The organism is Microcoleus sp. S28C3 (assembly GCF_036700785.1).
Taxonomy (GTDB): Bacteria; Cyanobacteriota; Cyanobacteriia; order Cyanobacteriales; family Microcoleaceae; genus Microcoleus; species Microcoleus asticus.
The window spans coordinates 56,727-70,267 of record NZ_JAUBPO010000013.1 but is presented as its reverse complement, the minus strand read 5'-3'; the positions used below and the strand labels follow the sequence as shown (position 1 = coordinate 70,267).

Annotated in this window: 8 protein-coding genes; 7 read left to right on the top strand and 1 reads right to left on the bottom strand. The window is 44.3% G+C overall.

All coding sequences use genetic code 11. The features are described from left to right. Positions 1 to 3: 3 nt before the first annotated feature. The 7 genes from QUA13_RS06235 (at position 4) to QUA13_RS06205 (ending at position 11,816) form a co-directional block, all read left to right on the top strand. On the top strand, positions 4 to 330 hold the full coding sequence (locus tag QUA13_RS06235; RefSeq protein WP_333197456.1) for a circadian clock KaiB family protein: 327 nt from the start codon (positions 4 to 6) through the stop codon (positions 328 to 330). A 30-nt stretch (positions 331 to 360) separates the two neighbouring features. Beyond that, positions 361 to 753: a circadian clock KaiB family protein gene (locus QUA13_RS06230; protein WP_333197453.1), complete on the top strand. Its 393-nt coding sequence runs from the start codon at positions 361 to 363 to the stop codon at positions 751 to 753. Then, on the top strand, positions 728 to 3,430 hold the full coding sequence (locus QUA13_RS06225; RefSeq protein ID WP_333197451.1) for a PAS domain S-box protein: 2,703 nt from the start codon (positions 728 to 730) through the stop codon (positions 3,428 to 3,430). Before QUA13_RS06230 ends, QUA13_RS06225 begins: the two co-directional genes overlap by 26 nt. A gap of 141 nt (positions 3,431 to 3,571) precedes the next feature. Beyond that, positions 3,572 to 8,257, top strand: coding sequence for a PAS domain S-box protein (locus tag QUA13_RS06220; protein WP_333197449.1), 4,686 nt, complete (start codon positions 3,572 to 3,574; stop codon positions 8,255 to 8,257). 259 nt (positions 8,258 to 8,516) lie between these two features. Then, entirely contained in the window at positions 8,517 to 9,275 is a 759-nt protein-coding gene (locus tag QUA13_RS06215; protein ID WP_333197446.1) for an SDR family oxidoreductase, read from the top strand. 182 nt (positions 9,276 to 9,457) lie between these two features. Continuing rightward, entirely contained in the window at positions 9,458 to 10,555 is a 1,098-nt protein-coding gene (locus QUA13_RS06210) for a DJ-1/PfpI/YhbO family deglycase/protease (protein ID WP_333189784.1), read from the top strand. Positions 10,556 to 11,111: 556 nt separating this feature from the next. Beyond that, on the top strand, positions 11,112 to 11,816 hold the full coding sequence (locus QUA13_RS06205; protein ID WP_333197445.1) for a rhomboid family intramembrane serine protease: 705 nt from the start codon (positions 11,112 to 11,114) through the stop codon (positions 11,814 to 11,816). A gap of 96 nt (positions 11,817 to 11,912) precedes the next feature. Here QUA13_RS06205 and QUA13_RS06200 read toward each other — a convergent pair. After that, positions 11,913 to 13,541 (bottom strand): Ig-like domain-containing protein (locus tag QUA13_RS06200; RefSeq protein ID WP_445242683.1); only part of this gene is annotated, 1,629 nt, incomplete at its 5' end.

The window sequence follows — 13,541 nt, the reverse complement described above, 5'->3', positions numbered from 1 at the left end:
ACCATGACCGATCATTTATCAGATACCGCTAACACAAAAGGAGCAGAGATTTGGCACCTGCGCTTATATGTGGCGGGACAAACCCCTAAATCTCTGGTTGCTTTTGCCAATTTGAAGAAAATCTGTGAGGAATATCTTAACGGTCAATATAGCATAGAAATTATTGACTTAAGTAAACAGCCCCATCTCGCCATAGAAGATAACATCGTTGCTCTACCGACTCTCGTCAGAAAATTGCCCGAACCGATTAAAAAAATTATTGGTGATTTATCGAATACTGAAAAAGTTTTAGTAGGACTGCACATAAGTCCTCTTATGGATGAACGCTAACTCAATATTTAGGCATTAACGGCACTAACGATGATTGACTCAGAAGATTTTAACCTAGTAACTACAGAACTTTTTGAACAGGCTTTGTCCCAATCGCAGCAGGAACAGCATTATATCCTACGTCTTTATATTGCAGGTACAACGCTCCAATCGGTGACGGCGTTGCAAAATATCAAAAAAATTTGTGAGCAACATCTCCAAGGACGTTATGAATTAGAAGTTATTGATATTTATCAACAGACAGAAGCCGCTATTGCCGAGAATATTGTGGCTGTTCCCACATTGATTAAACAGTTACCTACGCCCTTACAAAAGATTATTGGCAATTTATCGAATACTGAAAAAGTGTTAAGGGGTCTTAATCTTGTGCCTAAAAATATCATTGAAGAGGAAAGCAATGAAGGACTCCCAAGCTCCTATTGAAAAGTTGCGCCAAGAAGTCGAAACGCTACAGCAGCAATTGGCAGAAGTGCAGGAACGCCTAAATGTGACGGAAGAAACGTTGCAGGCTATTTGTTCTGGCGAAGTTGACGCTGTTGTTGTTTCTACGCAGCAAGGGGAGCGAGTTTTTACGCTTCAGGGGGCAGATTATGTTTATCAGTGTTTAGTTGAACAAATGGGGGAAGGAGCAGCAACTGTCTCTTCTGAAGGCTTGATTTTGTACTGTAATAAGCGACTCTCAGAACTCTTAGATTTTTCTTTAAAAAACCTGATTGGCTCTAGCTTAGAAACCTTTATTGCGCCCAAGGATAGAAAAGCGTTTTTACAACTTTTACAAGAGGTTCAAGAAAAAGAAACTCTCACCAGAGAGTTATCTTTGATCGCGGCAACAGGAAATAAGGAAGTACCTGTCAAATTATCGCTTAAACAATTTAAAATAGATCAGCTTTTAGTTAATAGTATTATTATTACTGATATTACAGAATCTAAAATTAAAGAAGCTGCTAAACTCAGTCAAATTCTCAACAGCGCGATCGCCGTTATTAATAATTTTCGTCTTTTGACCGATGGCACGTTTAAAATCGATTCTTGGATAGGAGGAACCCAACAGCTTTTTGGCTATAGCTTAGAAGCCGTGCAAGCCGATTCTTCCCTAATTACGGCGAATATACTACCTGAAGATCGAGAAAAGGCTCTTGTCTCATTGGTGCAAAACATTAAAGGAGGGCGATCGGGGATCGTTGAGTATCGTTTTTTGCATGGCGATCGCACTATTCGCTGGCTTTCCTCAAACTATGTCGCTGAATGGGATCGAGAACAAGATTGTTGGGTGGGCATAGAAATTATTACGGATATTACCCAACGCAAAGAAACAGAGCAAAAAATTGCCGAACAAGCAGCATTAATCGATCTTACTACTGATGCCATTTTTGTACACGATTTAGACGACCAGATTTTATTTTGGAATAAAGGAGCTGAACGTTTGTATGGTTGGACAGCAACCGAAATTATCGGGCAAAAAACTAAAACCTTATTTAACCAACCAATTGCTCATACTAAGGCTATAAAAACCACTAGCGAACAAGGTATTTGGCAAAGTGAAATAAAACAAAGCACTAAAGCAGGCAATAATATTATCGTAGAAAGCCGTAAAATTCTGGTAGAAAATCATTTTTTAAAGCTAAAATCTATTCTCGTAATTAACACTGATATCACCGAAAAAAAACAACTTGAAAAACAATTTTATCATGCCCAGAGATTAGAGAGTTTAGGAACGTTAGCAAGTGGAATCGCCCATGATTTTAATAACATTCTTACCCCGATTTTGAGCGTTACTCAAATGCTTCCTCTCAAATTTCCTAACCTAGATGATAAGACAGAAAGACTGTTTACGATTCTTTCTAGCAGTGCTAGACGTGGGGCTGATTTGGTCAAGCAAATTCTTCTTTTCAGTAGAGGAACGGAAGGTAATTATGTAATATTACAGCTAGGCGACCTGCTCCTAGAAGTGATCGGTATTACTAAACAGACATTTCCTAAATCAATCGCAATTTCAGCGGAAATACCGACTAAGGAACTGTGGAGAATCTCGGCTGATTCTACCCAAATGCACCAAGTATTTATGAATCTGATGATTAACGCCAGAGATGCGATACCAGACGAAGGAACTTTGACTATTTGCGCTGAAAATCGTCTATTAGGTAAACATGATGCCCTGATCAATTTGGAAGCAAAAGCAGGTTCTTATGTGGTGGTGACGGTTTCTGATACGGGAAGCGGCATCCCACCCGAATTGTTAAACCGAATTTTTGACCCGTTTTTCACGACCAAGGAAATTGGCAAAGGAACGGGACTAGGATTATCAACCGTGGCGGGGATTGTCAAAACTCATGGCGGTTTTGTCAAGGTTGATAGCGAGTTGGGCAAGGGGACCGAATTTAATATTTTTTTACCTGCTATAGAGGGAGAGGTGAGTGTCATACCCCGAGAAAAATTACTGCCCAGAGGTAAGGGCGAGTTGATTTTAATTGTGGATGATGAAACCTCTATTCAAGAGGTAACACAAACCTCTCTCGAAAACTATAACTACAGAACAATACTCGCTAGTGATGGGATTGAAGCCTTCGCTCTCTATACCGAAAATCAACAGGAAATCAGTGTTGTTTTAATGGATATGATGATGCCAAACCTAGATGGTGTTACCACAATTGAGACATTGCAAAAAATCAATCCTCTGGTGAAGATAATTGCGACTAGCGGACTCATTAAGAATAGAAAACTGGCATTAGATGCTGATGTAAAAAAGTTTTTATTGAAACCGTACACGATCGGAGAATTATTGCAAATGTTAACGGAGATACTGTCGTTATACGAGGATAAACTAGATGACATCTCGCCCATTACCTCTCAATATCCTTCTCCGCTGGCGAGGGTTGAATTATCCAGGGACGCTTTAGCAACAATGCCCCCCGAATTGTTACAGCAAATGTATGAAGCGGCTTACTATTGTGATGCAGATGTCCTGCTGGAATTAATTGAACAAATACCGTCTTCTCAAGCGACGATCGCGAATGCCCTCAAAGATTTAGTGCTAAATTTTAAAACAGATATCATTATGGAATTAACTGATTTATCTAAATTAGGGCTAAAGAACGATTAAAGCAGGTAAGCAAAGAGCCTCAATGCACATTAGTCCAGATGAGAGCGTTTTTTTGGCAAAGGGGATTCGTGACAATTAACGTCACTTTGCTTCTTGTAACATCAGGAAAACCTTTTCTCAACCCAAGCAGCCGATTTATTTATGAACAAGCACATTTCTCAACTGACAAGTGTATTCGTCATTGCGATCGGGTGTGTCGTCCTGCTCGGTTGGCAATTTGACATCTCCCTACTCAAAAGTGGTTTTCCCGGTATGACTTCGACCATGAAAGCAAACACGGCACTTTGCTTTTTGCTGGCTGGAGTGTCTTTGAGATTGTTGCAGTACCAAAGACTAACTCGACTGCACTATCGAGTCGCTCAAGGGACGGCCGGGTTGGTAATTGCGATCGGGCTGCTGACGCTGAGCGAGTATCTCTTTGGTTGGCATTTGAGTATCGATCAGTGGCTTTTCCGGGATGTCGCGTCTTCGGCGACTCCCGAGCCGGGGCGAATGGGAGTGAATACCGCCTTAAATTTTGTGCTGATGGGAGTAGCACTATTACTGCTAGGGCAAAATATCGAACGGAACATTTGGTTGGCACAGATTTGCAGTAGTGTTGCGGCTTTAATTTCTCTCCTAGCTTTCTTTGGACACATCTTTGAGGTCAATATTTTCACCCAACTGATCTTAATTACAACAACTCAAGCCCTAAACACGATCCTCACCTTTTTCATCCTCTATGGAGGTATTTTATTGCTCCGACCCAAGGAAGGGTTAATGCAAGAAGTCACCAGTCCGCTAGTCGGCGGATTGATGTTGCGGTGGCTGCTGCCTTGGACGATCCTCTTTCCCATATCACTGAACTGGTTCACTCTTCAAGGGCAAAAATTAGGTTTGTATAACGCTGAATTTGGCTGTGCCTTGCGGTCAATCATCATGGTTTTCACGTTCTCAATTCTCATTTGGGGGACGGCTCGATTTCTCAACCAGATAGATTTCAATCGCCAACAAACCCAAGCAGAGCTGCAAAAACTTAATGAAACTTTAGAAATCCTTGTGACTGAACGGACAGAAGCTGTACGAAAATCACAGGCTCGTTTTGCTGGAATTCTAGAAATCGCCAATGATGCAATCATTTCAGTCGATCGCACTCAACGCATTACCCTGTTTAATCAAGGGGCGGAAAAGATTTTCGGCTATAAAACTGAGGAAGTTTTAGGGCAACCCCTGAGCTTACTACTGCCAGAACAGTTTAGGAATGCTCACCAGCAGCATATCCAACAATTTGCTCAATTTTGTATAGCGGGAAGGATGGGAGAACGAGGTGAGATTTGGGGTCGCCGTCAAGATGGCACTCAGTTTCCTGCTGAAGCCTCAATTTCTAGGCTGGAAATAGGAGACGAAACGGTATTTACGGTTATGCTGCGCGATATCAGCGATCGCAAACAGGCTGAGGAAGAATTACTTCAAACAACAACGCTGCAAAAAGCTATTTTAGATAGTGCCAATTACAGCATCATTTCCACCGCCGTAGATGGTACGATTCTTACCTTTAACAAAGCCGCCGAGCGATGGTTGGGATATAGTGCCGAAGAAGTTTTGGGGAAAGCAACACCTGCGATCCTTCACGACAAGGAGGAAGTCGTACATCGCGCCCAAGATTTATCTGTCCAAATGGGAATCTCTATCGAACCAGGATTTGAGACTTTTGTTGCCAAGGCACGTCTTGGAGAGACAGACGAGTACGAATGGTCGTACATCCGCAAAGATGGTAGTCGCTTTCCGTTACTCCTCTCGGCGACAGCTTTATATGACCCAGAAGGCAATATCACAGGGTTTCTCGGCATTGGAACCGATATTACGGTTCGCAAGCAAGCAGAAGCATCACTGGCACGCATGGCAGCGATTGTGGAATACTCTGGTGATGCAATTATTAGCAAGTCCTTAGACGGCATCATTTTAAGCTGGAACAATGCAGCAGAAAAAATCTTTGGCTACAAGGCTGAAGAAATCATAGGACAATCGATCGCTATTCTAATTCCACCCAATCTTACCAACGAAGAACAGCAAATCCTCGAAAGGATTCGACAAGGAGAAATGATTAAAAACTATGAAACCTTGCGCGTCCGTAAAGATGGAAAACTTATCCACATCTCTTGCACCATATCGCCTGTGAAGGACACAAAAGGCAGAGTTATTGGGGCTTCTGTATTTAAACGCGACATCAGCGATCGCAAACGAGCTGAAAACGAGCGCAAACAAATTGAGACAGCTTTACGAAACAGTGAAGAGCAGTTTCGCCATGCGTTTGAAGATGCCTCGATCGGGATGGCGATCCTTTCCCTTGACGGGCATTGGCTTAAAGTCAATCCTGCCCTGTGCCAGATTGTTGGCTACTCCTCAGAAGAGTTGTTAACACTAACTTTTGAAGACATTACCTATCCTGAAGATTTAGCAGTGGATCTTAATAATAGGCGTAATCTATTAGCAGGAACCATTTCAACTTACCAACGAGAAAAACGTTATTTGCATAAACAAGGACATATTGTTTGGATTCTGCTGAATGGATCTGTAGTAAAAGATGAGCAGGGAAATCCACTGCATATTATTGCTCAAATTCAAGACATCACGGCTCGAAAAGAAGTTCAAAAAACACTCGAACTGCAAAGCATTATTATGAATAATATGGCAGGGGGAGTGTGTTTAATCAAAGCCTCAGACTTGACGATCTTCTACACTAATCCTAAATTTGATGCAATGTTTGGCTACCGAGAGGGCGAACTCGCAGGTCAACCCGTTGGTGTAATAAATTATGTCGATACACAGATTACACCCGACGAAACCGTTGAAGATATCGTCACTCAAGTCGATCGGGACGGGGAAGCGAAATATGAAGTCTACAACAAAAAAAAAGATGGCACACTCTTTTGGTGCAGAGTTCATACCTCTAAGTTTGAGCATCCTGAATACGGAACTGTATATGTTGCCGTTCAGCACGATATAACAAAGCTAAAACTGTCTGAACAAGCCTTGCAAGCTACCACAAACCGTCTCAACTTTCTCCTGAACTACAGTCCCGTCGTTATTTTTAGCAGTAAAGTTGATGGCGAGTATGGCCCAACATTCATCAGCGAAAACATCAAAGACGTAATCGGCTACGAAACCAAAGAATTTTTAGAACAGTCTGGATTTTGGATCGATCATCTGCATCCAGATGATGTAGACCAGGTGCTTAATGGAGTAACAAATCTATTCACCGATGGTTTTTATGTTCAGGAATTCCGTCTTCTGCACTCAGATGGGAATTATCGCTGGATACTCCAACAACTCAAGCTAATTCGCGATAATGAAGGGAGACCAGTGGAAATTTTGGGATATTTAATTGATATTAGCGATCGCAAACAAGCTGAGGTGGAAATTCGGCAGGCGAAGGAAACAGCAGAAGCAGCCAACCAAGCCAAGAGTGTCTTCCTCGCGAATATGAGCCACGAACTCCGCACCCCCCTCAACTCTATTTTAGGATTCACGCAATTGATGAGCGATGAGAGGGCTCTGACTCCTTCTCTCCAAGAGCGCTTGCAGATTGTCAATCGTAGCGGTAGACATTTGTTGGACTTGATTAACGATATTTTAGATATATCCAAAATCGAGAGCGGACGGATGACACTCAATCCTTCTGACTTTGATTTGACAAATTTGCTGACTTCTCTTGAAGAAATGCTGCAAGTTAAAGCCCATTCTAGAGAATTGCAACTAATTTTCGAGTCCGATCCAGATCTTCCTAAATTTGTGCATACCGACAAGAAAAAACTATATCAAGTCTTGGTAAATCTGCTCGGTAATGCGATTAAATTTACCAAGCAAGGAAGCATCACCTTACGAGTAAGAGCAGCACAAAGAGACAAAACCTCTCGTCACCTATGTTTTGAAATTGAAGATACAGGCGTGGGAATTGCTCCAACAGAAATTGACAGCCTATTTAAATTATTTGTGCAAACCCAAGCTGGGAATAATTTGAGTCAAGGCACTGGGCTTGGTTTAGCGATCAGTCAAAAACTCGTCCAACTCATGGGCGGTCAAATCCGGGTTAAAAGCACTTTGAACCGAGGTAGCACTTTTTCCTTTGAGATTGCTGTACAGTTACCTCAAGCAGAATCCTTACCCCCGGAATCAATTAATCAAAGAGTAATTGGTTTAGCTCCTGGACAACCAACCTACCGTATCCTTGTTGTTGAAGATTTAGCAGAAAATCGCCGCTTGTTAGTCGAGATCCTGACCTCCATTGGCTTTGAGGTGAGAGAAGCAACACAGGGAGTTGAGGCAATCTCACTGTGGGAAAGTTGGTTGCCGCACCTGATTTTCATGGATCTGCGAATGCCAATCATGGACGGCTACACAGCTACTAAATATATTAGACAACGCCCTAACAACCAAGAAACTGTCATTATTGCTTTAACTGCCAGTGTTTTTGAAGAAGAGCGAGAGGACGTTCTCATGGCTGGCTGTAACGAATTTATGAGCAAGCCATTTCAGCAGAAAGAAATTTTTGACAAAATCGCTAAATATTTGGGAGTGCAATATATTTACGAAGCCCGAGGAGCAACTCCAAACAAACTATTAGCTGAAAGGCTGTCTGTAGAAGATATATCCGTGATGTCCCCTCAGTGGTTAGAACAAATGTATCAAGCCGCTTACTATCTCGATACCGAAGTTATGAACGAATTAATCGTACAAATTCCCGAATCTAAAGCAGGTTTGTCCCAGGCACTAACTGATTATATCAATAATTTTAATTCTGACAGAATTCTGGATTTAATTCGACCTCTGCTGCCGAATCCACTGTAGTTATCGAGTTTAAGAACAAAGAAGCTATAGTGCTGTAAGCAGTGCCTATATTTCCAATAGAAACCAACATGGGAAAGGATTTGGAAGTTTTTGGACAGGTTTATTGCAGATATCCATCAGCATGAGGCAATGGCATACACATTGAGATGGAATGTGCTGTATCATATAGCAATTCTATTTCATGTGTGAAGGGGATTTATTTTTTTTATGAACCGCAGAGGGCGCAGAGGGTACAGAGAAAGAGAAAAGAGATAGAGAAATGATTGATTTAACAGGCAAGGTAATTTTAGTAACTGGCGGCTCAAAGGGGATTGGTGCAGTGACGGTGCGGACTCTGGTTAATGCTGGGGCTGAGGTGATTTTGCATTACTGTCGCAGTCAAACTGAAGCTGAAGCGGTAGCAGCAAGTGTTGCGCGCGATCGCTGTTATTTATTGGCAGCAGATTTGATGCTGGAAAACGCGGGATCGACTTTGTGGCGAGATGCTTTAAAATGGCGCGGTCATATTGATGTTTTAGTTAACAATGCTGGAATTATGCAGTCAGCGGGTATAGAGGACGAGTTCGATATTTGGTCGTCAGCTTGGCAACAAACTCTACAAGTTAATTTAGTTGCCGTTGCCGACTTGTGCCGCGAAGCAATTATTTATTTTAAAACTCGAAGTGGAGGTATAATTATTAATATAGCAAGTCGCGCTGCTTTTCGCGGCGATGACCCGAATTATCTGCACTACGCCGCGTCAAAAGGTGCTGTTGTTGCTTTAACTCGCAGCATTGCTAGAGGGTTTGCGGCTGATAATATTTTGGCTTTTACAGTTGCACCGGGATTTGTCAGTACAGAAATGTCTAATCAGTTTATTCAAAAGTGCGGCGAAGCTGATATTATTCGCGATATCCCGATCGGCAAAATCGCTCCTCCTCAAGATGTTGCCAATGTTATCGCGTTTTTAGCGTCGGGTTTGGCTGCGCACGCTACCGGGACTACGATCGACATTAATGGAGCCTCTTACGTGCATTGATGCGATCGCACAACTTGCACAAAACATCTAATTGTAGGGTGCGCATTGGGTACTTTACGACTACCTCCAAAGACTCACGAACGCACATTTTTCCTAGAACCAATTTATCACTTTAGCCAGACGCGAAAACAGCAACAAATGAATTAAGTTTAGAGAAAAGACTACTTGAAGGGAAACTGATTATGACAGCCGATAACAATCGCCAAACCAAACGAGTTGCCATACTCATCGAAAATGGAGTTGAAGATTCGGAATTTCTAGTTCCTTACAACGCCTTAAAACAAGCAGGATTTGAAGTAGTTGTCCTCGGTTCCCGAACAAACGAAAAGTATGCAGGGAAACAAGGAAAACTTGCCATGCAAGCAGACGGAACTACCACAGAAGCAGTCCCCGCAGAATTCGATGCAGTGATAATTCCCGGCGGTATGGCTCCCGATACAATGCGGACTAATCCCAATACAGTACATTTTGTACGTGAAGCATTTGAGCAAGGAAAAATCGTCGCTGCTGTTTGCCACGGCCCGCAAGTTTTGATTGAAGCAGACTTGCTGAAAGGCAAAAATGCGACTGGTTTCTTGGCAATTAAAACAGACATGATCAATGCCGGAGCTAACTACATCAACGAAGCTTTAGTAGTTGACGGCAACTTGATCACTTCCCGCCAACCGGGAGATTTAGCAATATTTACCACCGCAATTCTGGCTCGCCTCGGTTACGGCGGAAAAGAAGTCGCTTTGCCAGAAGAAACTGACACAAATGCAGAATGGTGGAAATTAGCTAATGGTTGGGGTGGCTCAACACAAGGCGACATTGTTAAAGGTTTGAATACCGCCCTCGCAGGGGAACGCTATGCTTGCGAAGCCTTTCAAAATTATGCGGAAAAAACCCAAGACAGCGATTTGCGATCGCTCTTGAGAGAAATGATTCAAAATAAACAGAACCACATCCTCGCTCTCGAAAAACGCCTCAACGATTTCGGCGAAAAACCCTCAATTCCCGCCCAAATTGCCGACAAATACGCTAAATTAAAAGCCTCGATGCAAGGAACCGATGAAACGTTCTTGCTGCGGAGCACTCTGGGTGATTTGCAAACCGGTGTTGTCGATATCAACAACCTGCGGGTGAAGTTCACAGATCCCGTATCAACTGCCATTTTGACAGAGATAGAATCGGATTTGTCCAAGTGCGAGCAAGTCGTTGCTAAACTCTACCGCGCCCGTGCAGTTTCCCAGGAAATTAAGTCGCCTAAACCTTCGACTAGCCCTGCTGTAAAAATGTAATCAGCAGCCGGATAAATAAGTTTGTAGTTTTGTTGAGAAGTGAAAACCCGTACCAATATCGCAACTACAAACTTGCTCTGCAATCCTACAATCTACACTTTTGCGGTAAAATAAAACCCTACACTAAAAAGCAGATATTCAACTAACTGCAAGGTGAAGGGTTTTATTAAATGGGTTTTATTTTTTTTTCAGCGGGATACGGCGGGTTTGAAGGAAGCTTGTGGCATCCGCAGGCGGTACAAGCCCCCGGATTCATGCGTGCACTAATAAAAAATATAGTATCCGATAACCAGCCCCCTGATACATCCGTCAAGTCGCTTTCTTCAATTCTTCAATTCTTTAATTCTAAAATCTAAAATCTAAAATCTAAAATCTAAAATAGATTAACCAGCCCCCGGATACATCCGTCAAGTCGCTTTCTTCAATTCTTCAATTCTAAAATCTAAAATCTAAAATCTAAAATCGATTGGCTTGTTCCCTCTTCCTTTAGACAGGAGACACCTGGGCTATAAATGCGCTACTGTGTTGCCAATATTTTGATGAGGAAAAAAAGGCTGTGGTTCCCTTACGCGATGACAATCCCATTAGTATCACTCCCTACGTCACCTACGGGCTGATTGCCGCAAACATATTAGTATTTTTGTACGAACTCAGTTTAGGCGATCGACAATTAACCCAATTCTTCTACTCTTGGGCCGTAATTCCTTGCCAGTTAAGCAATATGTGTCGGGTTGCTCTGCCAGTTTCGCCATTTCCCGAATGGACGACACTAATCAGCTCCCAATTCCTGCACGCAGGTTTTCTCCACATTGCGGGAAATATGTTATTTTTGTGGATTTTTGGCAACAACGTAGAAGACCGTTTAGGACACGTCAAATTTATAATATTTTACCTTACTTGCGGCGTTTTAGCATCACTAACTCAGTGGTATTTTTCCTCAGCATCGCCCATTCCGTCCCTGGGTGCTAGCGGCGCGATTGCAGGCGTCATGGGAGCTTACATTCTCAGATATCCCCAAGCAAAAGTTCTGACACTGCTTCCCTTGGGAATCTTTATTACCACCGTCAGAGTCCCCGCTTTCTTCTTTCTAGGGTTTTGGTTTGCACAGCAAGCATTGAGCGGCTTGGCTTCCTTAAATGCCCCGGCAAGTGTAGGCATGGAATCCGGCGGAGTTGCTTACTGGGCCCACGCCGGCGGCTTTGTTTTCGGCGCTATTCTCGGCCCTTTATTGGGATTGTTTTCTGAACATAATGAGATTTAATTTTTAACGCCCGATGAACGCAAATTAACGCAGATAAACTGCCAAGAAAATCGGCGTTTATCTGCGTTAATTTGCGGTTAAAAACCTCTTATCTTTTTAGATAAAAGTAAAGTCAAATTCCGAAAGAGAAGAAACCCCCGTTACACCATTTAACTTCGCCAAAATGCGAGAATCGCTGCTGGTGGCGTTATTGCCATTGCCGTCATAAATGATGTAAGTATTGCCGCCGGAATCGTAGGCAAACAAGAAAGCAGTTCCTCCCAGAATATTTGCAGAAACAGTTGTCTGCACTTCCAGCAGAACTTGGGTGTTACCGCTGAGATTGGCAAATCCGGGGGCAAAATTAAACTGATCGGCGATCGGCACGCCCAGGCCGTTAAAATCAGTAATCACATCGTATCCGCCCGCCGCGATCGCAGCATCGATCGCCGCCGAAGAAGCCGCATCAAAAGCCGGCCCACCTTGTGCAGGGCTGGTATAGCGGAATTGATTGCTGCCGCCGCCCCCCGTCATGGTATCTGCGCCGAGGCCGCCTACGAGCACGTCGTTATCCAAACCGCCGTCCATGCTATCGTTGCCGCCTTGACCGTCAATAGTATCGCTGCCCGCTAAACCGTTCAGATTGTCCGGCAAAGAACCCCCAACCAAATTGTTAGGCCCGCTATCAGCCGGCAATATTTGAACGGTGACAGTACCTACGCCCGGAACTGTCCCGAACCCGTCGCTGACGCTGTAGGTAAAAGCAGTTGTACCCGCTACGTTGCCGGGGATGAATTGCACTTGAGAGACAAGGTTTACAGCTATCCCCAGTTGCGGTGTGCTGACATTGATAATGCTGAGCGGCCCTTTTTGCGGGCTGGAATCGTTCGCCAGCACGTCGATAAAAGTGGGCAGCAAATTATTCGTACTCGTAAATACGATGCCGTCATTGACAGCAATGGGCGACAGGGTAGTTGGAACAGTTACGGAGGTATCGAAAGAATTGATGTTAATCGCCACTGACGCTGCTGCCGTGCCGCCTTGGTCGTCAGCTACGCTGTAGCTGAAAGAACCGGCTTGCCCGATCGCATTTGTTCCAGGTTGAAATGTCAGCCCCAGTAAATCCTGAACTGTTAACTTTTGGTTCACGGTGAGGGGGTTCGTACCCGTAATTACCTGACCAAAAGTAGGATTGGGAAGTCCAACTACCGCGATCGACAGCGGCTGGCCTTCCGGGTCGCTGGGCGCCGAAATGCTCAGAGACAGAGGCAAATTCTGCAAACCAGTCACCGTCTTGCCCGCTTCCACGATCGGTGGCTGGTTAGGAGTCGGAGATGTAAAACTCGGCGGAGTCGGCCCCCCGCCCAAAGGCGGAGGAGTTGGGGTCGTAGCAGTTGGAGTCGGGACGATGGAAGGACTCGGACTCGGGGTTGTCCCGCCCGCAGTCGGAGTCGGAGTCGGACTCGGAACCTGTGTCGGCAATGTCCCCGGTGCCGGAGTCGGACTCGGAGTTGTTCCCGGCGACGCAGTTGGACTCGGAGTTGTCCCCGGTGATGGTGATGGACTCGGACTCGGTGCCGGAGTTGGAGTCGTCGCGGCCGGAGTTGGAGTCGTCGCGGCCGGAGTCGGAGTCGTCGCGGCCGGAGTTGGAGTCGTCGCGGCCGGAGTTGGAGTTGTCCCCGTCGGTGTCGGAGAAGGAGTTGTCCCCGTCGGTGTCGGAGAAGGAGTTGTCCCCGTCGGTGTCGG